The sequence below is a fragment of the Paenibacillus sp. FW126-R14 genome (assembly GCF_058789495.1).
On record NZ_JBYTBS010000020.1, the window covers coordinates 46,301 to 72,007 of the forward strand.

At 50.6% G+C, this 25,707-nt stretch carries 22 protein-coding genes; 11 read left to right on the forward strand and 11 right to left on the reverse strand.

Annotated elements, in window-relative coordinates:
• Nucleotides 1–3: 3 nt before the first annotated feature.
• Nucleotides 4–2,304, forward strand: a complete 2,301-nt coding sequence (locus tag AC3WRW_RS14760; RefSeq protein ID WP_492547069.1) for a CocE/NonD family hydrolase — start codon at nt 4–6, stop codon at nt 2,302–2,304.
• A 410-nt stretch (nt 2,305–2,714) separates the two neighbouring features.
• Here AC3WRW_RS14760 and AC3WRW_RS14765 read toward each other — a convergent pair whose 3' ends face one another.
• Both AC3WRW_RS14765 and AC3WRW_RS14770 read right to left on the reverse strand, forming a co-directional pair.
• Nucleotides 2,715–3,173 (reverse strand): MBL fold metallo-hydrolase, encoded by a 459-nt coding sequence (locus tag AC3WRW_RS14765; RefSeq protein ID WP_492547070.1) that lies wholly within the window; start codon nt 3,171–3,173, stop codon nt 2,715–2,717.
• Nucleotides 3,161–3,511, reverse strand: a complete 351-nt coding sequence (locus AC3WRW_RS14770) for an MBL fold metallo-hydrolase (RefSeq protein WP_492547071.1) — start codon at nt 3,509–3,511, stop codon at nt 3,161–3,163. Before AC3WRW_RS14770 ends, AC3WRW_RS14765 begins: the two co-directional genes overlap by 13 nt.
• Before the next feature lie 390 nt (nt 3,512–3,901).
• Here AC3WRW_RS14770 and AC3WRW_RS14775 point away from each other — a divergent pair, with 390 nt between their 5' ends.
• A complete protein-coding gene (locus tag AC3WRW_RS14775) occupies nt 3,902–5,596 on the forward strand; it encodes a methyl-accepting chemotaxis protein (RefSeq protein WP_492547121.1) in 1,695 nt (564 codons plus the stop codon).
• 11 nt (nt 5,597–5,607) lie between these two features.
• On the opposite strand, the gene AC3WRW_RS14780 is transcribed toward AC3WRW_RS14775, so the two are convergent.
• Nucleotides 5,608–6,399 (reverse strand): hypothetical protein, encoded by a 792-nt coding sequence (locus AC3WRW_RS14780; protein WP_492547072.1) that lies wholly within the window; start codon nt 6,397–6,399, stop codon nt 5,608–5,610.
• Between the two features lie 231 nt (nt 6,400–6,630).
• On the opposite strand from AC3WRW_RS14780, the gene AC3WRW_RS14785 reads away from it, so the two are divergent.
• From AC3WRW_RS14785 to AC3WRW_RS14795, 3 genes are all read left to right on the forward strand, one after another.
• Nucleotides 6,631–7,392, forward strand: coding sequence for a GTP pyrophosphokinase (locus AC3WRW_RS14785; protein ID WP_492547073.1), 762 nt, complete (start codon nt 6,631–6,633; stop codon nt 7,390–7,392).
• A gap of 33 nt (nt 7,393–7,425) precedes the next feature.
• Nucleotides 7,426–7,866, forward strand: coding sequence for a DUF6526 family protein (locus tag AC3WRW_RS14790; protein ID WP_492547074.1), 441 nt, complete (start codon nt 7,426–7,428; stop codon nt 7,864–7,866).
• A gap of 134 nt (nt 7,867–8,000) precedes the next feature.
• The gene (locus AC3WRW_RS14795; RefSeq protein ID WP_492547075.1) at nt 8,001–11,546 is read left to right on the forward strand and encodes an Npt1/Npt2 family nucleotide transporter; all 3,546 of its coding nucleotides are present in this window, start codon (nt 8,001–8,003) and stop codon (nt 11,544–11,546) included.
• A 96-nt stretch (nt 11,547–11,642) separates the two neighbouring features.
• Here AC3WRW_RS14795 and AC3WRW_RS14800 read toward each other — a convergent pair whose 3' ends face one another.
• The 6 genes from AC3WRW_RS14800 to AC3WRW_RS14825 form a co-directional block, all read right to left on the reverse strand.
• Nucleotides 11,643–12,581, reverse strand: a complete 939-nt coding sequence (locus tag AC3WRW_RS14800; protein WP_492547122.1) for a FecCD family ABC transporter permease — start codon at nt 12,579–12,581, stop codon at nt 11,643–11,645.
• Between the two features lie 50 nt (nt 12,582–12,631).
• Nucleotides 12,632–13,645, reverse strand: coding sequence for a FecCD family ABC transporter permease (locus AC3WRW_RS14805; protein ID WP_492547076.1), 1,014 nt, complete (start codon nt 13,643–13,645; stop codon nt 12,632–12,634).
• A gap of 4 nt (nt 13,646–13,649) precedes the next feature.
• Nucleotides 13,650–14,627 carry an ABC transporter substrate-binding protein gene (locus AC3WRW_RS14810; RefSeq protein WP_492547077.1) on the reverse strand — a complete coding sequence of 326 codons (978 nt, stop codon included), beginning with the start codon at nt 14,625–14,627 and terminating at the stop codon, nt 13,650–13,652.
• A gap of 109 nt (nt 14,628–14,736) precedes the next feature.
• The gene (locus AC3WRW_RS14815) at nt 14,737–15,534 is read right to left on the reverse strand and encodes a helix-turn-helix transcriptional regulator (protein ID WP_492547078.1); all 798 of its coding nucleotides are present in this window, start codon (nt 15,532–15,534) and stop codon (nt 14,737–14,739) included.
• A gap of 202 nt (nt 15,535–15,736) precedes the next feature.
• Nucleotides 15,737–16,015: a hypothetical protein gene (locus tag AC3WRW_RS14820; RefSeq protein WP_492547079.1), complete on the reverse strand. Its 279-nt coding sequence runs from the start codon at nt 16,013–16,015 to the stop codon at nt 15,737–15,739.
• A gap of 218 nt (nt 16,016–16,233) precedes the next feature.
• Complete coding sequence (locus AC3WRW_RS14825; RefSeq protein WP_492547080.1) at nt 16,234–16,875, reverse strand: response regulator; 642 nt, start codon at nt 16,873–16,875, stop codon at nt 16,234–16,236.
• A 157-nt stretch (nt 16,876–17,032) separates the two neighbouring features.
• On the opposite strand from AC3WRW_RS14825, the gene AC3WRW_RS14830 reads away from it, so the two are divergent.
• The gene (locus tag AC3WRW_RS14830) at nt 17,033–17,983 is read left to right on the forward strand and encodes a hypothetical protein (RefSeq protein ID WP_492547081.1); all 951 of its coding nucleotides are present in this window, start codon (nt 17,033–17,035) and stop codon (nt 17,981–17,983) included.
• A 247-nt stretch (nt 17,984–18,230) separates the two neighbouring features.
• The gene (gene pdaA, locus AC3WRW_RS14835) at nt 18,231–18,965 is read left to right on the forward strand and encodes a delta-lactam-biosynthetic de-N-acetylase (protein WP_492547123.1); all 735 of its coding nucleotides are present in this window, start codon (nt 18,231–18,233) and stop codon (nt 18,963–18,965) included.
• A gap of 71 nt (nt 18,966–19,036) precedes the next feature.
• Here pdaA and AC3WRW_RS14840 read toward each other — a convergent pair whose 3' ends face one another.
• Complete coding sequence (locus tag AC3WRW_RS14840; RefSeq protein WP_492547082.1) at nt 19,037–19,951, reverse strand: peptidyl-prolyl cis-trans isomerase; 915 nt, start codon at nt 19,949–19,951, stop codon at nt 19,037–19,039.
• Nucleotides 19,952–20,245: 294 nt separating this feature from the next.
• Between AC3WRW_RS14840 and trxB the strand changes: the two genes are divergently transcribed.
• The 3 genes from trxB to tpx all read left to right on the forward strand — a co-directional run bounded on the left by trxB (nt 20,246) and on the right by tpx (nt 22,137).
• Complete coding sequence (trxB, locus tag AC3WRW_RS14845; RefSeq protein ID WP_492547083.1) at nt 20,246–21,175, forward strand: thioredoxin-disulfide reductase; 930 nt, start codon at nt 20,246–20,248, stop codon at nt 21,173–21,175.
• Nucleotides 21,176–21,221: 46 nt separating this feature from the next.
• Nucleotides 21,222–21,533 carry a thioredoxin gene (gene trxA / locus AC3WRW_RS14850; RefSeq protein WP_171684665.1) on the forward strand — a complete coding sequence of 104 codons (312 nt, stop codon included), beginning with the start codon at nt 21,222–21,224 and terminating at the stop codon, nt 21,531–21,533.
• Nucleotides 21,534–21,612: 79 nt separating this feature from the next.
• Nucleotides 21,613–22,137, forward strand: a complete 525-nt coding sequence (gene tpx / locus AC3WRW_RS14855; protein ID WP_492547084.1) for a thiol peroxidase — start codon at nt 21,613–21,615, stop codon at nt 22,135–22,137.
• Nucleotides 22,138–22,260: 123 nt separating this feature from the next.
• Here tpx and AC3WRW_RS14860 read toward each other — a convergent pair whose 3' ends face one another.
• Nucleotides 22,261–24,468: a UvrD-helicase domain-containing protein gene (locus tag AC3WRW_RS14860; protein ID WP_492547085.1), complete on the reverse strand. Its 2,208-nt coding sequence runs from the start codon at nt 24,466–24,468 to the stop codon at nt 22,261–22,263.
• 183 nt (nt 24,469–24,651) lie between these two features.
• On the opposite strand from AC3WRW_RS14860, the gene AC3WRW_RS14865 reads away from it, so the two are divergent.
• The gene (locus AC3WRW_RS14865) at nt 24,652–25,509 is read left to right on the forward strand and encodes a YihY/virulence factor BrkB family protein (protein ID WP_492547086.1); all 858 of its coding nucleotides are present in this window, start codon (nt 24,652–24,654) and stop codon (nt 25,507–25,509) included.
• Nucleotides 25,510–25,707 lie beyond the last annotated feature (198 nt).

A 25,707-nucleotide genomic window follows, 5' to 3' on the forward strand; every position in this document is an offset into this window, starting at 1 on the left:
GGGATGAGCACATATTTTCAGTCAATGACGTTCAATTTGTATTGTGCCGGTGTGTATGAGGGGAAAATCCGTTTTGCCGATAGCGGCATTATGCACGCGAAAGTGGATTCTCGCAGGAGGAACCAAATGCAGGAAAATGTCCTTCCGGAGAGGACGCACTTTGTGCTGCCTTTTGCCAAAATCAAGACGTCCTTGGCGCATTACGACCAAGCGGTTTGGCAGGGGGAAGAGGTTGTTCTTGGAAATGGCGACTTGTATCACAGGCATGTTAGTTACACGGCTTTCTTGGCAGATGATGCTGGGGTGACCGGGCAGGCGGGACATGCGGGACATGCGGGACATGCGGGACATGCGGGACAAGTAGGGCAGGCAGGACCAGCGGGACTAGCAGGACAAGCAGGGCAAATAGGGCAGGCAGGACAAGCGAGGAAAGCAGGACTGGCTGGACAAGCAGAGCAGGCTGGACAAGCAGGGCAAAAGCTAACATCTCAGGTGTGGGCGATGCGCAAGGAGACCGCGCTTGACATCGTGACCGTGGACGGGCGCGTCGTAGCGTTCGTGGCACCGAACCGATATGGCATGGAGGTTCTTGTGGCGGAGGGGTATGAAGCGCTGACTCCGCTTACGGTCTATGATGATCCGCTGCTGTCCAAACCGGAGTTCGGCGTGAATGACTTGGGAACTTTCCTGATCCCGATGCGGGACGGTGTGCGTTTAGCGACGGATGTGTATCTTCCTGAGGGCGCTCGACCGGGACATAAACTGCCAACCATTCTTATTCGCACGTGCTATGACCGCAGTTTGAGAAAAGAGTTTTTTAAACGTTGGGTGAACAAAGGCTACGCCGTCGTTAATCAGGATGTCAGAGGGCGGGCGGACTCCGAGGGCGAATTGGTTCCGTTTTATTATGAGCGGGACGACAGTGCGGATACGATCGATTGGATCGTGTCGCAGGACTGGTCCGACGGAGGCGTCGGCATGTGGGGTGCATCCTACCTCGGGTATATCGTGACAGCAGCGTCAACGAGCGGACACCCGAATTTAAAGGCGGTCGTCAATGAAGTGAACGTGGGTTCACCATTTGTGGATACCGTGCGCAAGGGAGGAACCGTTTGCTCTTGGCCTTTGCTTTGCTGGACGCTTGCGCAGTCGGTGGGCACTCGGACGGACTTTGATATTTTTGCGGGTAAAACGGTCGACCCGGAGAAAGCCGTCGATGCCAGACCAATCAGGGAGATTCCCCAGCAGATGATCGGCCGGGCATCCGGACCTTGGGATCTGTGGAGCGGGCATCCGGAGTATGACGATTTTTGGAGAAATTGCACGTTCACGGAGCGGGGCGACCAAGTAAAGGTGCCGATGTTTGTCATTTCCGGTTGGTACGACGGCGACAGCGCGGGCGTTTCGGAGACGTGGAGAATGCTGACCAAGCACGACGTGCCCAACCGGAAAATACGGCTCGGACCGTGGGAACACGGCCCTAACCGGGCAAGGGATCTGCTTGGCACGAGCTTTGGCAACGATGCGGTCGTCTACGATTATGACGTATCGGTGCTGCGCTGGTTCGACCGTTTCCTCAAAGAAATTCCGAACGGCATTGATCAAGAGCCGAGAGCGGCGTATTACGTCGTCGGGAGCAACGAGTGGCGAACGTCGGAGGATTGGACGCCTGCCGAGGCGAGCGTCAGGAATTTTTATTTGGGCAGCAATGGGCGGGCCAACTCTAGCCACGGGGATGGAGTGTTGATGTCAGAGCCTCCTCCTCATAGTTCTGCGGATACGTATGTTTACAACCCGGAGGACCCGGTTGCCGACAGCGGCGAAAGAGAACCGGAGAACATGCGCAAGCATGAGCTGCGCAGCGATATTCTCGTGTATACGAGCGGAGAGCTGGAGAGCGATTTGACCGTGGCCGGCGAGCTGTCGTGTGAGCTGTTTGCGGCAAGCACCGGCGTTGATACGGACTGGGTCGTTACTTTAAGCGATGTCGATTCTCTGGGCAATTCGATCAAGCTTTCGAATTACATCGTGCGAGCGAAGTACCGCAACGGATTGGATGCGCCGGAACTGCTCACGCCCGGTCAGGTGGAAAAGTATGAAATATTCATGCAAAATATCGCCCATACGTTCCGCCAAGGCCATCGCTTACGGTTCACCGTCACGTCGTCCAGCAAGTTTATCGCGTTCCCCAACACGAATACAGGCATTAACCCGTATGAAGATCCGGAACCGGTGGTTGTGCAGCAGACGATTTATCACTCGAAGGAGTATCCGAGTCATATTAAGCTGCCCATTCTGTCGTAGCATAGATGTAGTGGAAGAGAAAGTAAAAAGACACCCGTTGGGTGTCTTTTTAAGATCTATCTCCTGAATGTCGATGATAACCCCTGTACCGGGAGCGGATATAGAGAGAGGATAAAGGAAAACTTTCCCTATAAATTAACTGCAGATGCTTGTCAGATCCATTTAGCAGGAAAATAGAGAACTACAGGGCGTTATTTTCATGAAAGCGGCCCTTTGGACGAATGGGAGGGATCTAGGGTCCGCTATTTCGTCTCGCTTAACAGAAAACTGGATGATGGAGGGGAGTTAAGACCCTGTAGTTCCCACCAACGTCCGAAATTCCGCTTTTCCCCTAAAATAAGGGAACTGAGCTCCCTTCGATAGGGCGAATCTCAAGATGAGCCGGGTTGAGAAGGCTCAACCATCCCCAATCACAACTCCACTATCAGCCCATCATACGCAACTACAATCCCATGAGGCTGAAAAATATCAACCAAATCCTCATGCAGCAGCCCAGCATTATGGGAAAAATGCGTGACGAAAACTTGCGCTCCCGGCTTAAGGACCCCGGTTTCGTCCATCCACGTTTTCGTTTCGAGGACAGCATCCACGTTCATATGATTGTTTCTGTGTCCGACACGGCCTGTCGTACATTCGAGTATGACCAGGTCGAATTGCTTATCCTTCAGCCAAGCCCAGGTTTCATCCGGGAACCAGCCGCTGTCATTGCCGTACAGGATGGTTTTGCCGTCTTTTTCGATGGAATAAAGCAGGCATGTTTCGAGAGGGTCATGGTCCGCCAGCAGTGGCACAATCGTGGCCGTTTGCGTTTGGACAGCTTGAAACGGAATAACCCGGTGAAACTTATAGTTGTGTTTTAGCCCGTGCATAGACGGAAAGGAATGTCATGTCCGTAGACATGCATGGTTTCGCCGCCTGCTTGGGCATACCCTTCTGCACGAATGGCCATATCCTCGGCATACAGATGATCGGAATGCGAATGGGTGATGAGCAGGTCCTTCACGCTGTTCATATCCAGCCCGTATTGAAGCGAATGCATGAATGTATCGGGCGGGAAATCGACCTTTAGGTCATGATCGATCATCACCGAGGTGCGGGAGCGAATATTTCTCCCTCCGCGTTCACGGGCTTGTTTGCAGGTGAGACACTGGCAGAATAGGGATGGAATCCCCTCATAAGCCGCTGTGCCCAGAAAGTGAACCTTCATGGATATACCCTCCTTAACGAATGTACTGCGCAAAAATAATCGAACGGAATGTTGTTTTATGAATATTCAATGTTGTTTGTTGTTAATATCTTGTTGTTTATTGCCAATTTTAACGTCGTCTGGCAGCGCTGTCAATGCGAAAAAATGATGGCTAGTTTCCATACAAAACGTTCCCCAGTCCCCTAGATTGGGGCGTTTTTGTGACCAAATGCAAATAATATGAAGGAAATTAACACGTGGTTAATAATTTCTATTACTTTCTCCTAACATTTTTCCGATAAGATTGCTGGGACAAGAGGCAGGCGGTAAACTTTCCCTTACTAATTTGAATTTCGGAGGAAATACATGCAATCGGCAGCACAAAAACTTCATAGGTTAACGAACAGACAGATGAAATTGAGTCTCAGGCAAAAAATGATCGGATCCTTTACAGTGGTCCTTCTACTTATGGCCGTATTAAGTCTTACGGATATTTTGAAAATGAAGCATATGAAGCAGGATATCACAGAAATCGCGAATCGTTGGATGAAAGGTACGCAGGCCATTGAGGATTTCAGCTATTTGACGGAGCATTTTGCAAAAGATTTGATGGGCATACAAAATCTCAAGGATCCATCCGGCAAGGTGGAGCTCACACGCGATATTGAAGCGACGATTACGAAAGGCGACAGGACGCTCGAAAGTTACCAAAGCACACTGGCCGGCGGGGAAGATGCGCAGAATTTCAACATGCTGCAGGAACGCTGGGACTCGTTAAAAAAGAACTACGCAAAGTATAAGCAGGCGGCAAGCGCCCCAGACGCAGCCGCAATTTATGAGGACTTAACGCAGAATTACAATGATGTGCAAAATATTTGCCGTCTCATGGTGACATACAGCCAGAAAGGGGCGCAAGCCAGCGTTGAGAAAAATGATGAGCTGTATCACAGCAGTATCCTGAGTGCGATTCTCTTTCTGAGCTGCGCTATATTTTTGTCTGCCCTCATTGTCTGGATGATCGTGAGAAACATCTCTAGACCTGTCATTGCTGCGTCCAAAGCCGTTAAGCGGATAGCCGCAGGCGATCTAACCGTCGAGCCGCTGAACTTCAAGAATAACGACGAGATTGGTATCCTCGTACAGGCTGTGAATGGGATGACGCGCCAAATGCGAGAGGCAATGAGCCGCCTGCAGGAGTCCTCGGGCAGCGTAGCGTCGTCTGCGGAGCAGTTGTATGCCAGCTCCCGGCAAAATAGCGAAGCCTCCCAGCATGTAGCGGTGGAGATTCAGACGATCGCTTCCGAAGCCGAGACACAGCGCTTGAACGCGCTGGAATGCGCCAGAGCGATGGACGAAATCGCAATGGGCGTGCAGAGCATAGCGGAAACGGCGTCAGATGTCTCGAGCTTATCCATGCAAGCGTCCGACCAAGCCAGACAAGGGCAGGATGACATTCACCATGTCATGCTCAGCATGAATGCGTTAAGTGCCGCAGTAACACAGGCGAATGAAACAATTCTCCAGCTCGCCGAGCATTCCCGGAACATCGGTCAAGTGTCCCGGATGATCGGCGAGATTGCGAATCAAACGAATCTGCTGGCGTTGAACGCTGCGATTGAAGCAGCACGGGCGGGCGAGAGCGGCAGAGGCTTCGCCGTCGTCGCTGGCGAGGTACGCAAGCTGGCATCGCAAACGGAACAATCGGTTGGAGCTATCGGCGAAGTGGTATCGAGCATCCAGAAAGATACACAGGAAGCTGTGCGCGCTATGGATGTGGGACTCACCGAAGTGGATAAAGGGCTTCAGTCCGCGAACCGGACGGTGGAAGGATTTGAGGCCATCGTACGGTCGGCCGAAGAAGTCTCCGCGAAGATTCAGGAAACAGCTGCAGCGGCGCAGCAAATGTCGGCGAGCTCGCAGCAGGTAGCGGCCACGGTGACGAGTATGGAGAATGGCTCGAGGAAGACGTCCGAACTGGCGCAGAGCGTTGCCGGAGCGACGGAAGAACAGCTGGCCTCCTCGCAAGAGGTGACATCCTCCTCCCAAATGCTAGCCGGCATTGCCCAAGAATTACAGGACATCATTCATACGTACAAAATGAAATAATTAAACGAAGCTTAACCATTCTTGATGGCAGCAAGCTTATCCCGGACGGTGTTCTCAAGCTTGAAGATTCGTTGTTTCTCCTCATTGATTTGGCGCAGCAGGGAAACCATGGAAGTGAGGGAGCTTTGGACCCCGATCGGCTCGCCTTGCTTGGCGCTTTTTTTGAAGGCGCTCCATAACGGGGACAAGTTTTTTCGCGAGGTTTTCACAGCGCTTTGCTTGGCTTTAATCTGCACGTTAGTCGGATCAATGTCATCGAGCAGGCTGCGGATTTTCTTCGCAGCTTTGGATGCTTTCTCCTTGGCGGCTTGCAAGGTGCTCTCCTTCGCTTTAATGTCGGAGCGCGCCAACTGGACAGGAATTTTCAAGGCGGCCGCCTGAAGCCGAAGCAGGGTGTTCATGCTTTTATTTTTGAACGGTCGTACGTCTTCGATCTGTTTATTTAATGCCGTGTAGCGGGATAATAATGGTTTGTACCGCGCTTTCGTTTGCAGGACATCCTCCTCCAATTTGGCTAATTGGGCTTCATCGATCGCTTTGGCCTGTTTGCTTAGCTCCGCATGGGCCTCTTTATTGCGGCTATGCTGCGTGTTAATCGCAGTGTCCCATTCTTGTTCTTGCTTCTGAAGAGTGTGCAGCTCATCTTTCAGGGAGTGGATGCGATTGGCCTGGGTTTGGGTAGCGGCGGCCAGCGTTTTGTCGAGAAGCGCGGGGGTGATTTCGACGGGGGCTGCTGCGGACGCCTCCGCGGCGATGGCAGTGGCTAGAGCTAAAGCGGCAAGAAGCGAAATAAAATTTTTCAATTAAAAGCCTCCTTTTCATTTCGGAAAATACAAAAAAGCACCTGCAAGAAAAGGCCTAAGCCTTATCCTACGGGTGCTTCCAACGTAAGTATTTACTCGAAATATGATAGAGATACTATACCAATTGACCTTGCAAAGTGTCAATACGAACGCCAAATTTGCTCCGGCGGCCTTCGTACTTTACACTAAGTAAGACTGGTAAAATAACCGCGGCCAAAGGATGGAACTGCTATGATAAATCAACTATCGATGAATGATTTGAAACGGTTTAAACATGAATTAACAAGATTTATGATGACTTACAAATTCGCTTTGGACGCTATGGAGACCCGCGTAGAAATATTAGTGCAGGAATTCGAGATGCTGCATGAATATAACCCGATCGAGCATACCAAATCCCGCTTGAAATCGCCGGAAAGCATTTTTCATAAGCTAAGCAGGAAGGGCGGAGAAATGTCTTTTGACGGGATTAAGGCAAGCATTAAAGATATTGCGGGCATGCGGATTACATGCTCATTCGTCTCCGATATTTACGTGATCTCCAATATGCTTAAAAATCAAAGCGACTTGAAGGTGCTGGGGGAGAAGGATTACATCAAGCATCCGAAGCCCAATGGCTATCAAAGCCTTCATTTGTTGGTTGAGGTTCCGGTGCATTTGACGGACCGTCAAGAAAGTGTGTGCATCGAAATTCAAATACGGACGATTGCGATGGACTTTTGGGCCAGCTTGGAACATAAAATATTTTATAAGTTCAACGAAGGCAATCAAGCCGTGCCAGCACGTCTGCTGGAGGAGCTTAAACAAGCGGCTGTTGCGGCGTCTGCGCTCGATTTGCAAATGGAACGCCTGCATGCCGAAATTGCAGAAATTAAAGAAGAGCAAACCTCCGCTATTATGGCAAACGATAATCTCAATAAGATTGTCATTAACAATCAGCAATTTGCGCTGCCGCAGGCGCTGCTGGAACTTTTAAGCGATGACGATAAATAAAAATATACCTGACAGAGATTGGGAGGAAAAATGATGAAAAATAGCAATCAAACCTATGCGAATCACCGTAGAATGCACCCATTGTTTCACTATGTATTCTCTTTGCTGGCGCTAGTGCTGCTAGTGATGTCGATCATCGGACTGGTCGAATCCTTGCAATCGGGGAATGGCTTGCTTACCTCCTTCCTGTTTCTTCTGATTTCTGTAATTGTCATCATTGTATTTGTGCTGCTTCGTTCCTATCCGTTAAAAGCGCAGGATCGCGCCATACGTGCCGAAGAGAATCTAAGGCATTATGTTTTGACCCAGAAGCTGCTGGATTCCAGGCTAACGATCGGCCAAATTGCCGCTTTGCGCTTTGCTTCCGATGAGGAGTTTCCTGCTCTATGCAAGAAGGCTGCTGCCGAGCAGTGGACGCCTGACGCGATTAAGAAGTCTATTAAGAGCTGGAGAGGCGACGAGCATCGCATATAGTTGTCAAAGAAAGAGACACATCCTGACGGATTGTGTCTTTTTTGTTTATTCATTCCAAACGAAAAATAGTTATTTTATCCTAGGACTTCTGGTACAATTTCATTAGAAGAACGTTCGAATAAATGAGGTGTATCATGAGCAGCGTGCTATCGAATAAATTGTATCAAGCTTTCGTACAGAAGTTCGCAGGGGATACCAAGGAGTATAAGAAAGTTTTCCTCCTATTCGCCTATCTCTTCTGTGTCGTATCGGCATCAACGATTGGAAGAACTGCGGCAGATACGCTTTTTTTAAGCCGTTTTGACAATTCGTATTTATCTATCATGTACTTGCCCCAAGCGATCGTCATGATTGCGGCGGGCATCCTGTTTCAGCGGTACTCGCCGAAAGTACGGTTGGAAAGCCTCATGAAAGGCTTGATTCCCTTCATATCCCTGCTCGTTCTGGTTTCCAGATTTGGCGTGGGTCTTGAACTGCGCTGGGTGTTCCCGGTGATTTACATCGGCTATGACGTATTCAACTTTCTAATGATCGTCTGCTTCTGGCAGTTCGCCACATCGGTGATGGATCAGAGGAAAGCGAAGCAGATGATTGGAATCGTCGGCAGCGGGGGGATTACGGGGGGCATTCTGAGCGGTTTCGGGCTAAAAGCACTCGTTCCGCTCGTCGGCACGGCGAATCTGATTTATTTCTATGCGGGCTTGCAATTGCTTGGCTTGGCGGCTGTATTTTTAATTTTAAAAGTGGCTAAAGATTCGGTAGAAAGCAAGCCGGTCCAGACCAGGACAGCATCTCCGAAGCAAAGCGCACAGCGGAAAACTGGCCTTTTTGCCAGTGTGCCTCATCTAAAATATGTGGCGATCCTGTCCGCAGCGCTCGTCCTGTCCCTGACTCTAATTGATTACCAATTCAAAGTCATTTTAAGAGGAACCTTGCAGAATGAGGCACTTGCCGGATTCATGGGAAGCTTCTACGGGTTCTCCGGACTCATTGCATTAGCGTTTCAATTGTTTGTTTCGGGTCGGATTTTGACACGTTTTGGCGTGATGACGGCATTGCTTATTTTCCCGATTACGCTGCTCGCCGGCAGTTTGGGCATACTAGCCCTTCCCGTGCTGGCGATGGCAGTCGTTGTGAAAGGGAGCGACAAGGTTGTGGGCGATACGCTCTATTCTTCGGTCAGCCAATTAGTGATGTTCCCCGTTCCGCCGGAATGGCGGGGCAAAGCGAAAAGCTTTCTGGACGGCATCGTGCGCAATGGGGCCAAAGGGTTAGCGGCCATCTGTTTGCTGATCGTCTCGCGTCTCTTGGCTCCTGAGCAGCTTAGTTACATCGTCATTGCTCTCCTTGTCGTGGGCATCGCAGCGGGGATCAAGGTTAAAAAGGCGTACCTGCACACATTGCTATCCAACCTGAAAACAGGGGGAGACGACCTGCAGAAGGTTGAGCTTAATTTGCTGGACGCGGTGAGCCGTCAAATGCTGATTGATGCGCTGTCCAGTCCGGATAAGCAGCAGGCTTTGTATGCTTTCGGCCTTTTGCGCAAAATGGAAGGCTTTGACCTTAGCCCTCATCTGGAAGGCCTGCTGCATCACCCGTTGCCCGACATGCGGATAGAAGCTTTGGCTTACGTGGAACAAAAGATGCCGGAAGGCTTGGAGCCTACCCTGAGAAAGCTGGCGGTAACGGCAGATGGCCACGAGAAGGTCAAAGCGAAGGCTTTGCTGGCGCTGGCTGCCTATGCCAATGAAGCTTACCTGGATGAAATTACGGCACAGTTGGAATCGCCTGAAGTGGAAGTACAGGCGGCTGCCATTGCAGGATTAGTGAAATATTACAGCATTGAGGGGATGTTTCGGGCGGTAGGAAAGCTGAAGGCGATGATGGAAAGCGGGAAAGAGGAAGAACGAATCGCGATGGCTGCCTTATTTGGGCAAATCCGTGTGAAAAACTTCTATAAGCCGCTAATCTCGCTGTTGCATGACAGCAGTTTGCAGGTTAGAATTCGCGCGCTGGAATCCGCTGCCATTCTCCACGTACCACCCTTGATTGTACCGATCGTTACGATGCTAAAAGATAGCCAAACCCGGCGCTATGCCGCCCAAGCTCTCGCTGCTTACGATGAGGAGGATGTGCTCCCGCAGTTGGCTCCTTATTTGGCACAGCAGGAAGTCGCGTTATATATGCCGGCGGTTTTCGAGCAAATCGGAACAACGTCCGCTTTCGATCTCTTAATCGCTTCCTATGAGACGGCTTCGTACGACATGCGGGATCGCATGTTGGAAGCGCTGCTTCGCATGCATCGCAAACTGGCTCATGTGAACAGTAAAAAAGTCGAATCCTATATTTTCCACGAATTGCAGCTGTATGGACAATTTGCCGAGCATGGAGCAAGCATTGCCGGGGTAGAAGGTTATAAGGGCGTAGAAGAAATTATAGGGGAAATTCGAGCCGGGATCAGCAAGCGCGTCTTCCAGCTATTGTCCCTTATTTATGAGGAGCGGACGATGCAGGCTGTTTTCATTGACTGGTCCGAGGGGGATTCACGCCAGCAGGCAAATGCGGAGGAGGTCATCGATCAAACGCTGCATGGATCGCTCCGCACAGAGATGGCGAAGTTCATGTCAGCCTCGCGCAGCTTGCAGCGTACCGGCGTAAGCGGCGGCCAAATCCAGCAGCACCTCGATTGGCTGGAGGCTCAGCAGGATGCTTGGCTCACGCAGAACATTCGACATGCGGCAGGGACCCATGTGGATAACTTACAGGATCATGAACTGATGCACCGGGTGCACCTGTTAAAGCATGTTTCGCTGTTCAAAGGAATGACAAGCCGGGATCTTGCGCACATTGCCCAGCGATTATATAAGCTAAGCGCTGCGCAAGGCAGCATCGTGATCCAGGAGGGAGATTCGGGAGACTCCCTGATGATCCTGGACACGGGCAAAGCAGGCGTCTACCGAAACGGACAGCGGCTTGGCGAACTGAAGCGGGGAGATTGCTTCGGCGAAATGGCCGTGCTCAGTGAAGGGCCGCGGACCGCGACGATTCAGGCGGAGGAGGATGTTCTCCTGTGGCGGTTGGATTCAGCCGCCTTCTACGATATGATCTTTGACCAGAGCAGCATTGCGGTCGAAATGATGAAGCTGCTGTCCCGCAGGCTGCGGTCCGAACTAGCGAAGGCGGATTCATCCCACGCCAAGCTTATGCAGCCTGAAGCCGCAGCGGCTGCGCAACTGCCGGAGGCCAAGGCGGCGCAAGGACTGACACGGGATGAGGCGCTTTTAAGGCGAATCCTTGTCCTGCAAAAAATTGATCTTTTCCGGCATCTGGCACAGGATGACTTCATCTGGCTGGCGCAGATGGTGGAGGAGGTCGCTTATGAAGCCGGAGAAGCGATTTGCCGCACCGGTGACTTCGGGGATACGATGTACGGCATTATCGAAGGCAGCATTCGTGTACATCGAGGCAGTGAAGAGTATGCCATCCTTCGGGAAGGCGACTTCTTCGGCGAGCTGGCTATTATCGATAGCGGTCCGCGCTCGGCCGATTGTACGGCGAAGGAAGCAACCTTGCTGCTGCAGCTGCACCGGGATCAGGCGATGACCTTCTGCTTCCAGAACATCGACGTTCTGCGCAGTATGATGCGGGTAGTTGCGGAGCGTTTGCGCGGCATGAATTAAAGAAAAGGGGCTTTCCGGGGTTAGGTCATGTCTGACCTTCCGGAAAGCCCCATTTGTGCATGCGCCGCGTTAGGCCGTCAACCGCAGGGTAACAATTTATCGGCGCAGACGTTCCTTGCGCAGCAAGTAAATGAAATACGGCGCGCCGATGACGGCGGTCATGATCCCGACCGGCACCTCGCGCGGGAGGATAATGATGCGGCCGAGCAAGTCGCCGAGCAGCATCAGATCCGCGCCGATGACAGCGGCCAGCGGGATCAGCCACTGATGCCGGCTGCCGACGAGGCGGCGCGCGATGTGCGGAGCGATCAGGCCGATGAAGCCGATCGCGCCTACGGCCGACACGGAGATGCCGGCCAGAGCAACGGCAAGAAGCAGCAGCACGAAGCGCTGCTTCACGAGGTTAAGCCCCAGCGAGGCGGTGATGTCATCGCCCAGCAGGAAAACGTTCAGCTTCGCAAAGTTCGCCCACACGATGGGCAAGAGCACTGCGATCCATGGGAGCAGTGTGTAGACATCGTGCCAACTGCGGCTCCACAAGCTGCCGGACAGCCAGAGCAGCGCCATGTTGATGTCGCTGGGATGTTTAATGATCAAGTACTGTGTGCCGGCTTGGAACACAGTCCCAATCGCGACGCCCACCAAGGCTAGCGAGGCGGGCGTGAGTGTCAGGCGGCGGCTGAGCAGCAGCAGGAGCAGGAAGGCTGACAGGGCGCCGGCGAAAGCGGCAATCGGCAAGACGTAGCTTGGCGATTTGGGGAACAGAAAGAGCACCGCTGCCGCCATGAAACCGGCTCCTTTCGTAATCCCCACCACGTCGGGACTGGCCAGCGGATTTCTCACCAAGCCTTGCAGAATAACTCCGCCGACGGCTAAGCCGAAGCCCGCTAATACCGCAACGAGTACACGGGGTAAGCGGACTTGATGCACGATGAAGTATGACGGGCTTTGCGCATCCGTTAAGCCTCTCCATACTTCGCCCAGCGGAATACGCACGGCACCTACATGAACATAAAGGGTGGCTAGCGCAAGCATGATCGCAAACGCGACGATCAGAGAGAGGGCAGACGGGTGTGTGAATTTCCTCACTTTGCACCTCCTTGCTTGCGAGCCAAGTAAATGAAATACGGCGCGCCGATCGCGGCAGTGACGATGCCAACCGGCGATTCGAACGGAAACGCGATGAAGCGGCTGAGAAAGTCGGCGTATACGAGCAAAATCCCTCCGAGCAAAGCCGTCATCGGACCTAGAATGTGCAAATGAGGCCCTATCATCGCGCGGGCCATATGCGGAACAAGCAGGCAGACGAAGCCGATTGGGCCGCATAAGGCTACGGCGGAGCCGGCGAGCACGATGACCAGCACGATGCTGACGCCGCGTACGATATTCACGCGCTGGCCCAAGCCTGCCGCGATGTCATCATCGAGCAGCAGCAGCTTGAACGCCGGCAGCATGAGGCTGAACAAGACCATTCCGCCCAGGAAGAAGGGCAGAATGATTCGCACATCCGGCCAGCCTGCCTGATTCAGGGAACCGACCAGCCAGAAAATCATGCTGTCCGTCGCGTGCTGGTTCATAATAATGAAGCCTTCCGTCAATGAAGACATGAGGAAGTGAATGGTGATGCCGGCAAGGGCCAGACGTACATACTGCTGGCGTCCCGCGCCTGCAAGCGACCAGATCAGCAGCGCGCTTAGGGCGGCTCCGACGAAAGCGAAACCGATGAGTCCAAAGTTGCCGAAGTGGGGCAAAACAACCAGGCCGATCACAACGGCTAATGAAGCCCCGGCATTAATTCCGAATATATGCGGCGAGGCCAGCGGATTCTTGGTTGTCAGCTGCGTAAGCATGCCGGCCAAAGCGAGCTGCATCCCAACGATGCAAGCCATGATGGCGCGCGGCAAACGAAGTGTTTGTATGTAAAGATGGGCTTTGTCGCTGCCCTGATAAGTAACGGCTTCGAACAAAGTGCGCCAAGAAACGTAAGCTTGGCCCCATTTCAAGCTGCAAAAGACGCCGATCAACATCACGAGAATAGCGACTGAAAATAGGAAGAGCAGAGGCCATTTCTGGCTCTGCTTCTCAGTTATAGGATTCATCGGACTATTGCCCCAAATTCTTCACGATATCCTCAAGGATTTTTTCAGATCCGAGGAATCCGCGGGATAAGGACCAGTCACGGCGTTCTACAGTAAAGACTTTGTTGTTGGCTACAGCATCGATTTTTTGCCATAGCGGATTCGATTCCCATTGTTTGACGATCGTTTCTTTCTCCGTTGGCATCAAGAACAGAACCTGCGGGTTTGCTTCAACCAACTGCTCAAGTGTTAGCTGCGGATAAGCGGTGGTGTTTTTGACAGGGTCCGTGTATCCTAGCATCGCTAAGTAAGAACCGCTGTAAGCATGATCGGAGTGAGCGAAAAATCCTTTCGGATTCACAACAGCCGGAAGTACGCGAAGGTTCGTTGCGCCCAGTTTCTTTTTCAACGTGTCGACCTTAGCTTGGTGTTCAGCCAGACGCTTCTTGGCTTCATCTTCTTTCCCGATAGCCTTGGCGATAATGTCAACGTTTTTCAGCATTTGATTGTAATCGGCTTGGAAATCGTCCAAAACGAGAACCGGCGCAATGCCTTTCAGTTGAGCAATGGCATTCTTATGCTTGTTGATATCCGCGATGATCAGGTCAGGCTTTAGCGAGGAAATAAGCTCAATGTTCGGCTCGTAGCGGGAGCCTACGGATTTATAGGTTTTGAGCTGGGCTTTTACTGCATCCATCAAAAGATCCGGGCTGTCGTCATCCGCAACGCCTACGGGCTGTACGCCTAAGCTAACAAGGATGTCAGTGAAGCCGAATTCCATAGCAACAATGCGTTCCGGTTTTTTAGGCAATTCAAGCGTACCTGTAGCATCCTGTACGGTAATTTTACCGTCCGTTTGGGAGGCAGGCTTCTGACTGGCTGCAGCCGGAGCGGCTGTTGATGCTGCTGATTCGGTATTCGTCGATTTGCCGCAAGCTGCAAGGCTTAAAGCAAATACGGTGATCAGTGCGATCAGGCTAAAACGTGTAAAGAAGATCTTCATTTGTGTATTCCCCCGTGACAATGATTATTATTCTCATTTGAAATGATACTCAATAATCCAACGTTAGGACATGTCTAATATGCATAAAGGACATGTCCTATTATTAGATTTAATTCTGATTCGCCAGAAACTCCGAGGGTGTAGTTCCGGTCTTTTTTTTGAACACTTTGCTGAAGTGGAAATAATCGACGAACCCGACTCGCGCCGCAACTTCTTTGGCGAGCAAATCGGTATGAAGAAACATTTGCTTCGCTTTCTCAATGCGCAGGGTGTACAAATAATTCATCATCGTCATTCCGGTCTGCTTTTTGAACAGAACCGTTAAATAGCCGACACTCATGCCTGCGCGTCTAGCCAGCATCGGAAGCGAAAGTTCCAGCATGTAATGCTCGTTCATATAGGAAAGAATCTCATCGATCGATTCGGCGGAGGACTTTTTGTCCTGCGTCAAATGGGATTCATACAAGTAGATGAAAAGAATACGTTCCAGCATCATGCGCTTTCGAAATGTTTGCGCGGCTATTTCTTCATCCGTCAGCGGATGAAGCTCCTCGGTCGTCCGAAGCAGCTCGTCCAGCATATAATGGATTTTAATTTCGCTTAAGGTCGTAAGCGGGCCGTGCTGGGACCAGATGCCGTCGTCCGGCAGCATCCGGTAGGTGATGATGACGTACTCGGCGGTTTTGGTTTTGGGAACCTGAATCGCGTAAGGGCCATGATCGGGATGGCAGGCATAGGCTTGTGAACATACTGTCGGTTCATGATCGTGTCTATGTATGGAAATATGGCCGCGGCGCACAATAATAAGCCGGTACGTGCAGGCCGGACATTCCAAAGTCAGCGAGGAAGCGCTGGTCTCGATCTGCTCAATGAGCGGGACGAGGGGAATAAGCTGTTGAAAATTCATAAGCAAGATCCTTTCCTATCCTCGTAATGCTTCTCTTTTGATAGTGACACAGATAGAGATTTGCAACAAGGGCGAAAACTTGGAAAAGCGCCCCAGGGGCGTTTCTGTAGTTCCCCTCCAGCCCTCGAAAAGCGCTTGTCATAAAAAAGAGCTAAGCACAGGTAAGCGCTTAGCTCTTTCTCATTCCCAATACTCGGATTCGTTATAGCGCGTAGACGCTTCTCATAATGATCTCCGGCAGTTCGGCTTGCTGGGCATAGTACTGCTCGAGCGAGATGCTGCCGCTGGACAAACGCTCATCAAGCTGTTCGGTTAGCTCGGCGAGCTGCAGATCGATTACTTTTTGGACATCGACCTTATTCGCTTCGGCGATATCGGCCAGTGATTGTCCGTTATATTGGGCGTTGTAAATGTCTTCCTCGGAAGCTAGCCCGAGAACGTGGAGCAGGTCGTATTTTGCATCAATAGTTCGTTTTGTCATCATAGATTACCACCGTACATCGTTATATACCAGCAGTCTGACCGGCTGATGGCTTGTGTGTTCCTTAAGGTCTTGCTCCAGTATATGCAGGTGCTTTCGAAATGGCTTGGGGACTTACCTTATTACACAAGATGGGCGTGCTTGAATCAGGAGTCGTAAAAAAAGAAAAGAGCGGCCCCGGATCATCTTGATAGCAAGATCGCTTTGGGACAGCTCTATTAATGCTGCAATTCGAATTGAACCAATCCTTTGGATAAAGCATATAAGGCGGCCTGCGTGCGATCCGCCAGTTCTAGCTTGGCCAGAACCTGACTTACGTGATTTTTAACGGTGAACTCAGTGATGTAAAGAGCGCTTGCGATTTCTTTGTTGGAGCGGCCTTTGCCGAGCGACATCAGCACTTCAAGTTCTTTGGGAGTGAGCTCGGACAGCTCTTGTTTTTCTCGGCCTGTTCGATGGGACATCATGGTGCCCATTAACACAGGATCGTAGTACTTGCGACCGCAGGCTACAACTTCAATCGCATACAACAAATCTTCGGGAAACGCTTCTTTTAAGCAGAGGCCTTCAATCTCCATGGATTGTGCGAGCTGTATCTCATTTTGCGTGATCGATGACGTTAAAATCATATATTTACAAGAATGTCCCGCCCTCCGGGCTTCCCGTATAAAGTCTAAGCCATTCTCATTCCCCAAGTTCAAATCTACGAGCACAAGATCGGGGTGTGTCTGATTCAAAAGTCGCAGCGCTTCCTTCGAATTCGCAGCCTCCCCAACAATATTTATGGATCGACCGGATGAAACAATCGTACAAATGCCTTTGCGAACAAGCGGATGGTCATCAAGGATAATCAGATTCATCTATCGGGTCCCTCCAAACTGATGCGATCTATGATATACTGTGAATGGGTATAAATGACTAGTTCTTTGTGCCTATGACTATTGTTAACTGCTTCATTGTATATCAAAAATGGTCGAAAGACCACTAAGAATTCATAAAGTTTAGGAGTCGTTCAGCATGCTTTTATCCTACAGATCGGGCTTGTATTTATTTTTTGGGAGCAGATGGGTACTGCTGTTGACGGGACTTTTGATTTATACCAATTCGGGGAGCGTTACGCCGGGGCTGTTGTTGGCTGCGGTTCTTTTTCACACGTCCTACAGCCTGTTATATGTATTTAAAATGAATAGATCGGCAGCAATTGCAGCAGCTTCGTTTGATATTGGTTTTGGGATTTATCTGCTCTGGTTGACAGGAGGGCTGTCTTCCCCTTTTTTAATCTATTGTTTTACCGGACTTTTCATGATCAAGCGGTTTGTGACATGGCGAAAGTATTATCCGATCTGCCTCGGCTATGCGTTTCTCCTTCCGGCTATCTTCGCTCTGTATGCTGAGGGGCCTGCGTACAAGTATCTTCTGGACCATTTCGATTATAGCTTTGTCGTGCTGGCCTACTTCTCCTTAATAAGTTTTGCGCAATATACCTTGCAAGGTGTGCGTAAACAGTACCGGAAGCTGGTGATGATTTCTTCGTCGCGTTTTATGGCGCGGCAACCGGTGAAGCAAGGAATCGTCCGTTACATGGAAGCGATGCTTAAGAAAGTTTTGGATGAGCGGGAAGTCATTCTTTGTATGGAAAGCGCCGGGCAGAGCGAGAAAGTGCAGAACTGGAAGCGTACTTATTTCACTAACTATATGAAGCAGAATACGTCACCGCGCCGTCAGAAAATGTACACCAAATTGCCTTCTCCTACAGGTGAGTTAGAAGCTATGTTCGTCCAGATGCTGCTGGACAGAAACGGGAAATCTTATGGCTGGCTGCTGGTGAAAGCGGAAAAAAATGAACTATCCATCCTGCACAAAATATATATCCAATTCCTTCTCATGAGGCTGGAAGCTATTCATTTCAGCGATGAAGAACTACTGGAAGCTGAAGAACAAGCGGTCGTTACGATGGAATCGGAATGAGGAGCCGGATCAGCGGCGGGGACAACAATTACGGCATTTACACCACGTGAAAGAAGTGCGGCTTATGCATAAGTCGTTATCCGAAACATTGATATCCAATATTACCCTGCTACATGCACGCCTACTCTTGTCTTTCCTGAGGCATATTAGTAAAAGTCTAGTCTATGTAGGCTTTACCAAACCACAGAAGGCAAGGAGTGAATCTGCACCCGTGAATTACATCCGTATCCTTACCGTCGTGCTGGCGATGCTGCTCGGACAGGCCACGCTCGTATCCGCTGACGGGTCTTATCATTTCGGCTTCAAAAAAAGTGTCAACGGACAGCGCCCATCCATTGATGAAGAAGGCTTCAAAAGCTTGTTGAAGCAGCACGGGGCTATTTTTACAGGCGATCTTGCTGTCAAAGAGCTGTACCTGACGTTCGATAACGGGTACGAGCAGGGGTATACCGGTAAAATTTTGGATGTGCTAAAAGAAAAACAAGTGCCTGCCATCTTCTTTGTCACCGGGCATTACATCAAAACCGAGCCTGAACTGCTGAAGCGCATGGCGGCAGAGGGCCATTTGATCGGCAACCATTCATGGAGCCATCCGGATATGAGCCAAATTTCGGCGGAGCGCATTAAGAAAGAGCTCGACCAAGTCAGAGACGGCGTCAGCGCCGTTACAGGGCAGAAGGAGATGCATTATTTGCGCACGCCGCGGGGCATCTTCAATGGTCAATCATTGGCCGTCAGCCGTCAGCTTGGCTATACGAACGTATTCTGGTCCATTGCGTACCGCGACTGGGAACCCAAGCAGCAGAAGGGCTGGGAGTATGCCTACAAAAATGTGATGGCGCAGCTGCATCCGGGCGCGGTGATTTTGCTGCATTCCGTATCCAAAGACAACACGGAGGCGCTTGCCAAAATTATTGACGATGCCCGAAGTCAGGGGTATCAGTTCAAAAGTCTGGATGAAATGAAAACTCGTTCACCATAGAATGACCCAAAGGGCCGCCCCCAAGTAGATTTTCTACTCGAGGGCGGCCCTGGGTATGCCGAAGCCATGTATCAGGCTTTCTTTAAATAGTTCTCAATCGTGGATTGGGACTTTTTGTCCTGCAGCCATGAGTTTGAAAGAGTGGCCAACTGCTGGTTGGTGATTGCTGCCGTAATATCCTCTTTTTTCTCCTCCATGGTAGGAGTATATGCTGCTTTGTGGTCCGTCACTTTAATGATGTCATAGCCTGAGCTTGTCTTCACAGCACCGCTGGTCTCGCCTGCTTTTAAAGCGAAGGCCGCGGTATCGAACGCTTCGTCTCTGCTTCCTTTCGAAATGTAGCCAAGAGAACCGCCGTTGTCCTTGGTTGCCGTGTCCAGCGATTTGTCTTTGGCGATTGCGGCAAAGTCGCCGCTATTTTTCAACTGGGCCAGAATGGCATCCGCTTCTTCTTTCGTTGCAACCGAGATATGAGAAGCCTGCACTTGCTCCGGCACCTTCAAGGTTTCCAGATTTTCATCGTAGTATTTTTTGATATCGTCATCGGTAATCTTGACTTGAGGCGCTAAAATCTTTTTCAAGAGCACTTGGGATTTCATGCTTTTCTTTAGGTCGTCTAAAGTCATTCCATAGGAAGTAAGGGCCTGCTGAAACTCAGCATCCGAACCATAGGAGCCTTTAACGGAATCTATTTCTTTATTAATATCGTCGTCGGTGACTTGAATCCCGGCTTTTTGTCCCTCCTGGTTAATGAGCTCTTCGGAAATCATGGAATCAAGCGTCTGCTCGCCACCGCTGGCCAGCATGGCTGTATACAACTGGTTGGAGTTGATCGTGACGCCGTTGACTTTGGCTACAGGTTCTACCGGCATCTGAGCTGTTTTCTTAGTCGGAGGGAAAAAGGCGATATAAGCGACAAGGCTGAGAACCAAGAAAGCCGACACCCATTTCCACGTGCGATTTGATGATTTATGTGTATTTTTCATAATTGCTCCTTTCAGTTTGTGTCTCACTGGATGACATGCTTCTATTATGCCAACGGAGTCTGAAGCCCACATGAAGGCTAACTGAATGTTTAATGAATGCATAGGGGGATTCTGGAAGTGAGTCTATGCCTTCGAATATATTGCGTACAATATAATTGTTGACAAACTTAAATGAATTTGATATGATTCACTCATAAAGATTGTGTCAAATTAATTTGCTAAAAATAAAATGTAATGAGCATGACGATTAAAACAAATAAATGATTCTAAGCACCTTCAAAAGGAGGCACTTCTATGCACCACAAAGCGATCATTATCGGAACGGGACCGGCCGGATTAACGGCTGCTATTTATTTGGCAAGAGCGAATATCGCTCCACTTATCATTGAAGGCACTCAACCAGGAGGCCAGTTAACGACGACAACCGAAGTGGATAACTTTCCTGGCTTTCCGGATGGCATTATGGGGCCAGAGCTGATGGACAACATGAGGAAACAGGCGCTGCGCTTTGGTGCTGCGATCCAGTCCGGCCGGGTGACGGAAGTCGATATGTCGAAACGGCCATTTACTTTGTTTCTAGAGGGTGGGGGTCAGTTGACAGCTGACTCGCTCATTATTTCCACTGGGGCCTCGGCCAAAAAGCTGGGTATCCCGGGCGAAACGGAGAATATCGGCAGGGGTGTCAGCACCTGTGCCACTTGCGACGGATTTTTCTTCAGAAATAAAAAAATTATCGTGATTGGCGGCGGGGATACCGCGATGGAGGAAGCGCAGTTCTTGACCCGGTTCGCATCGGAAGTGCGTGTCGTGCACCGTCGCGAGGAATTGAAGGCGTCGAAAATCATGCAGGATCACGCCCGCGGCAATGACAAAGTTGCCTGGAGTTTAAACCGCACGCCGCTTGAAGTAGCAGCCGGACCTATGGGCGTAAGCGGACTGAAAGTGCTCAACAACGAGACAGGCGAGGAAGAGCTGCTGGAGGCGGACGGAATTTTTCTAGCCATTGGACATACGCCGAACACCGGCTTCTTGGGCGGTCAGCTGCCAACCGATGAGCTTGGCTATCTGCAGGTGATTCCGGGAACGTCCCAAACAGCGGTGCCTGGCGTATTCGCCTGCGGCGACGTGCAGGACCGTATCTATCGCCAAGCGATTACATCGGCAGGCAGCGGTTGTATGGCAGCACTGGATGCGGAACGGTTTATTTCTGAACAGCATGCTTAAGGTAAGGCAACATCAGATAACAATCATTTTCTAGGAGGAATCAGCTATGTCAGTTAACCAAATTTCCGATGCAACGTTTCAAAATGAGACTAAAGCGGGCACCGTACTCGTCGATTTCTGGGCACCTTGGTGCGGACCTTGTAAAATGATCGCTCCGATTTTGGATGAACTTTCAGCCGAGATCGGTGAAAAAGCGAAAATCGTAAAAATCAATGTAGACGATAACCCTGAGTCTGCTGCCAAATATAACGTTATGAGCATTCCGACCCTGCTCGTTTTCAAAGACGGGCAAGTCGTTGACCAGCTTGTCGGCGTGCAGTCCAAAGAAAAGCTTAAAGCCGTAATCGAGCAGGCTTAATCCAGCCGGCGAGTTCGAGCTAACCTTTTTAACATATAAACGAAAACAACTTACAAAACCTATTTAGGAGGCATTTTCAATGACACAAATACAAGAGCGTACAGGAGTAGCAACCGTTGGGGGGAACCCGGTAACCCTGCTGGGACCTGAGATTAAGGTGGGCGATCAAGCGCCTGATTTCAAGGTGAACAAGGATCTTCTGACAGAAGTCAGCTTGTCGGATTATGCAGGCAAAGTGAAGCTGATTTCCGTTGTTCCTTCGGTGGACACAGGGACTTGCGATGCGCAGACGCGCCGTTTCAATGTGGAAGCCGATAAGCTTGGGGATGACGTGGTCATCCTGACGATCTCAGTCGATCTTCCTTTTGCGCAAAGCCGGTTCTGCGGTGCTGCCGGTATCGACAAAGTCATCACGCTGTCCGATTACAAAAATCGCGCTTTCGGGCAAGCATATGGCGTGTTGATTAAAGAGATTCAGCTGGATCAACGGGCGATCTTCATCTTGGATGCGAACAATACCGTTCGCTATGTAGAGTATTTAACGGAAATGAAGGAGCATCCGAATTACGATGCGGCCCTTCAAGCGTTGAAGGAGCTTGTATAAATGCAAAAAAGACGAAGCGGTTTTTTGACTGCTTCGTCTTTTTTTTGATGGAGGCTTTCCCTTAGTTCCTGCGGCGAGAAGCTTTGAAGGCTGCTTGCTCAGCCTGTCGAGCAAGCAGCCGCGTTACCGGGCAGGCGGAACGAGCCTGCTGCCCTTGACCATGGCCCCGCCGCACAAGGGGCACGGCTTCGCCGTTCGCCGCGATTCCTGCGGCGAAGAAATGCGCGACCAGGCCTTGCAGCCGGCCTGGTTGCAGACCCACGCCGCGACCAGCTCCGTCGCGGGGGGCTTCGCAGCGGCAGCCGCCCTCGGCGCGGCTGCCTTCACGGCCACAGCCGCCGCAGGCTTGCGGCTGCCAGAGCTGTCCGCGTCAGAGAACGCGGACAGCAGGAAGCGGGAAGGCTCCGCCTTCTTCCCGCGATAGTACGCCGGCGAGCTGATCAGCAGCTCGGCCTTGGCGCGCGTGACGGCGACGTAAGCGAGCCGCCGTTCTTCCTCCAGAGCGGCGGCCGTCTTGTCGCGCGCGGTAACGCCTGCCAGCTGAACATCGTTCAGCTGGTTCGCCTCCAGTGCCGAGCTGTGCGGCATATTGCCCTCAATCGCACAGAGCAAGTAGACCACATTGAACTCGAGGCCCTTCGATTTGTGGATGGTCATGAGCGAGATTCGGTTCGCGGCATGGCCTTTTTGCAGGGCGCTCATCTCCGTGCGTTTTTCTGCGACTTCATGGATAAAATAAAGGAACTGCTCCACCGAATCGAAACGCTTGGCAGAGGACTCTAGCTCGTCCAGCGTCTCCTTCAGCATTTCCCGGTGATGCGTAAGCTTGCTGCGTTTGTTTGTCTCCAGAAAAGCATCATAGAAGTCCTTGCGGATCGCTTGGATGGCTTCCAGAGGTTTCATTTCGACAAGCGATTTGATAAGCCGGATGCGGCTTTTTATCTTTTCCTTCTGAAAATCCTTCAGCTGCGGCAAGCCGAGCAGGTGGATGAGCGGCCACTTTTTGGCCTGAATCGCTTCCTGCTCTTGAATGATGCGCATGCCTTGGTCTCGTCCGATATATAATGAGGGGAGGACACCCTCGATCGCTTCGAAATTGCGGCGTTCATGGGCAATCCGGAGATGATCGATAATCGGCTTTACCATCCACTGTTCATAGAAGGAATCGCTGCTGCCATAGTCGACAAACGGCAAATTATGCAGAATCAACTGCTCAATAATCGCCCTGCTGTTGCTTTGCGTCCGGTACAAGATAGCGAAATCCCCATACGAATAATCACCCTCGGCGACTTTGACCCGGATATCGTTGATCAACCAATCGGCCTCATCGTCGCTGGTTGCAGGCCTGACATACAGCGGTTTCGTTTCACTTTGCTTGGTGGCCAGCAGGGTCTTGTTTTTGCGCTGCACGTTATGCTTGATGATGGCATTCCCCAGTCCGACAATGCTCGAAGTGGAGCGATAGTTGATATCGAGTGTGACCGTTGCCGCTGTGGGATACTGCTTGTGGAATTGTAAAATAAATTCGTTCCGCGCGCCGTTAAAAGAATAAATCGTCTGATCGTCATCGCCGACAACCATCAAATTTTGATGATTTCGCGCAATCATTTTAATAATTTCATACTGCACTGTGTTTGTATCCTGAAACTCGTCGACGCTGATATAAGCAAACTTTCGCTCCAGCGAGCGCAGAATGTCTGCGTTTTGCTGCAACAACTGATGCGCGAGGATCAAAATATCATCGAAATCGATCTTCATCTGTTCCATTTTCCACTGCTCATATTGCAGAAAAATTCGTTTCATCTCTTGATCTTCTTCCGTATTCTCGGGAAGTTCGCTGACTTCGATCATCTGCATTTTATAGGAGGAAAGGAGAGCAATAAGCACCTCGGGCTGATAAGCATCTTGAAGCCCCATACTCAGCATAATGCGCTTGAACACAATTTGCTGATAGCGGCCGTCGCTCAAAATTTCTTGATTGAACCCGTTCATACGCAGCAAACGCAAACAAAACGCATGAAAAGTCCTCACCTGCATGGAGTGGGTAATACTTGTATCAAGACCCGGCAGAGAAGCGAGACGTTCCCGCATTTCTTCGGCGGCTTTTTTCGAAAAAGTAATCAGCAGCACATTAGACGGATGCACCCTCTGAACGCACAGCAAATAAGCGACCCGGCACACCAAGACCGTCGTTTTCCCTGAACCTGCTCCCGCTAATGTGAGAAGAGGCCCCTTAAAGTGGCGCACAGCCTGTACTTGCGCTTCATTCAGCATAATCCGGTGACGTTCCAAATCGCGAAAAAAAGAAGCATCCCGATCCTCATTCGTCACAAAATCCGAACTATTCGTTAAGCGAGCCATCTGCGCATGCGGAACCTTTTGCTCAAAGGTAGGTTTAGAGCCTGATGGAGTAGGGTAAATAGAAAGAGAATTCATTGATTATCACCTGTTCCTTGCATAACTGAACTACCTATTTTATCACAATTCTTGAGCAATGAAAGGATAACTCTCTTTATGGTTCTATCTAACTTAAAATTGCTCTGGCAGCAATTCCAAAAGCACGATGCTACCGGGCTGGCCGCGCAGTGCGCGTACTATTTTCTGCTGTCGCTGTTTCCGTTCCTGCTCTTTATTCTAAGCTTGCTCGGGTATCTGCCTTTCTCTTCGGACGATGTCGTAGCGCTGATCAAAGATTACATCCCTGGCGCTGTCTCCAGCTGGCTTGAGGACACCTTGAGCAATCTGCTCGATGTAAAAAGGGGAGGGACGCTGTCCTTCGGGTTAATCTTCGCCCTGGTGAGCGCCAGCGCCGCGATGAACGCCATCGTGATTGCCGTGAACAAAGCTTACGGCCTGCCTGAGCGCAAAAGCTTCATACATTCGCGCTTTTTGGCTGTCATGCTGACTTTAGGCATGCTCATTGTCATTGCATCCGCGCTGCTGCTGAGCGTGTTCGGGCATTGGATCGGGGACTGGCTGCAAGCGCATGTCCGTATGGCTGCGGGCACAGTCAACATTTGGAACAACCTGCGCTGGATTGCAAACTTCATCATCTTGTTTATTGTTTTCACAGGCATTTATTACATTGCTCCTAACACCTGCTTAACGTGTAAAAGCGTGCTTCCCGGCGCCTTGTTCGCCTCCCTCGGTTGGCAGGGGACAGGGCTGGGCTTTTCCTTCTACGTTAATAATTTTACAAATTATAGCGCCACTTACGGCAGTGTCGGGGGGATCATCGTGCTCATGACTTGGTTCTATATTTCCGCGCTGCTCATTATTATCGGAGGAGAAATCAACGCATTGAAGCATGTGAGGAGCCAGGAACATAGGCACACGGCTCCGCAGGACAACAAGGATAAGACGATTCGTTGAATGAGGTGAGGTCTGGCTGAGGGGGAAGTCACAAGGGAACTAGGATCTACTATATTCAGCGAAAACAATGATTCCGCCTATTGGAGGGAACTGCAGTCCTCTATATTGCCAATATTAACTTTACATCGAGCTTTTAATCATAAATAAGACCCTGTAGGTGGCTCAACCGCCTAAAATCCCTCATTTTGCTCAAATAGA

What these genes read in the sequence shown, in the direction of transcription:
- AC3WRW_RS14760 (WP_492547069.1), top strand. Translation starts at nt 4, where the DNA reads ATGAGCACATATTTTCAGTCAATGACGTTCAATTTGTATTGTGCCGGT.
- AC3WRW_RS14765 (WP_492547070.1), bottom strand. Translation starts at nt 3,173, where the DNA reads ATGCACGGGCTAAAACACAACTATAAGTTTCACCGGGTTATTCCGTTT.
- AC3WRW_RS14770 (WP_492547071.1), bottom strand. Translation starts at nt 3,511, where the DNA reads ATGAAGGTTCACTTTCTGGGCACAGCGGCTTATGAGGGGATTCCATCC.
- AC3WRW_RS14775 (WP_492547121.1), top strand. Translation starts at nt 3,902, where the DNA reads ATGAAATTGAGTCTCAGGCAAAAAATGATCGGATCCTTTACAGTGGTC.
- AC3WRW_RS14785 (WP_492547073.1), top strand. Translation starts at nt 6,631, where the DNA reads ATGATAAATCAACTATCGATGAATGATTTGAAACGGTTTAAACATGAA.
- AC3WRW_RS14790 (WP_492547074.1), top strand. Translation starts at nt 7,426, where the DNA reads ATGAAAAATAGCAATCAAACCTATGCGAATCACCGTAGAATGCACCCA.
- AC3WRW_RS14795 (WP_492547075.1), top strand. Translation starts at nt 8,001, where the DNA reads ATGAGCAGCGTGCTATCGAATAAATTGTATCAAGCTTTCGTACAGAAG.
- AC3WRW_RS14800 (WP_492547122.1), bottom strand. Translation starts at nt 12,581, where the DNA reads ATGCTTGCGCTAGCCACCCTTTATGTTCATGTAGGTGCCGTGCGTATT.
- AC3WRW_RS14805 (WP_492547076.1), bottom strand. Translation starts at nt 13,645, where the DNA reads ATGAATCCTATAACTGAGAAGCAGAGCCAGAAATGGCCTCTGCTCTTC.
- AC3WRW_RS14810 (WP_492547077.1), bottom strand. Translation starts at nt 14,627, where the DNA reads ATGAAGATCTTCTTTACACGTTTTAGCCTGATCGCACTGATCACCGTA.
- AC3WRW_RS14815 (WP_492547078.1), bottom strand. Translation starts at nt 15,534, where the DNA reads ATGAATTTTCAACAGCTTATTCCCCTCGTCCCGCTCATTGAGCAGATC.
- AC3WRW_RS14820 (WP_492547079.1), bottom strand. Translation starts at nt 16,015, where the DNA reads ATGACAAAACGAACTATTGATGCAAAATACGACCTGCTCCACGTTCTC.
- AC3WRW_RS14825 (WP_492547080.1), bottom strand. Translation starts at nt 16,875, where the DNA reads ATGAATCTGATTATCCTTGATGACCATCCGCTTGTTCGCAAAGGCATT.
- AC3WRW_RS14830 (WP_492547081.1), top strand. Translation starts at nt 17,033, where the DNA reads ATGCTTTTATCCTACAGATCGGGCTTGTATTTATTTTTTGGGAGCAGA.
- pdaA (WP_492547123.1), top strand. Translation starts at nt 18,231, where the DNA reads ATGCTGCTCGGACAGGCCACGCTCGTATCCGCTGACGGGTCTTATCAT.
- AC3WRW_RS14840 (WP_492547082.1), bottom strand. Translation starts at nt 19,951, where the DNA reads ATGAAAAATACACATAAATCATCAAATCGCACGTGGAAATGGGTGTCG.
- trxB (WP_492547083.1), top strand. Translation starts at nt 20,246, where the DNA reads ATGCACCACAAAGCGATCATTATCGGAACGGGACCGGCCGGATTAACG.
- trxA (WP_171684665.1), top strand. Translation starts at nt 21,222, where the DNA reads ATGTCAGTTAACCAAATTTCCGATGCAACGTTTCAAAATGAGACTAAA.
- tpx (WP_492547084.1), top strand. Translation starts at nt 21,613, where the DNA reads ATGACACAAATACAAGAGCGTACAGGAGTAGCAACCGTTGGGGGGAAC.
- AC3WRW_RS14865 (WP_492547086.1), top strand. Translation starts at nt 24,652, where the DNA reads ATGGTTCTATCTAACTTAAAATTGCTCTGGCAGCAATTCCAAAAGCAC.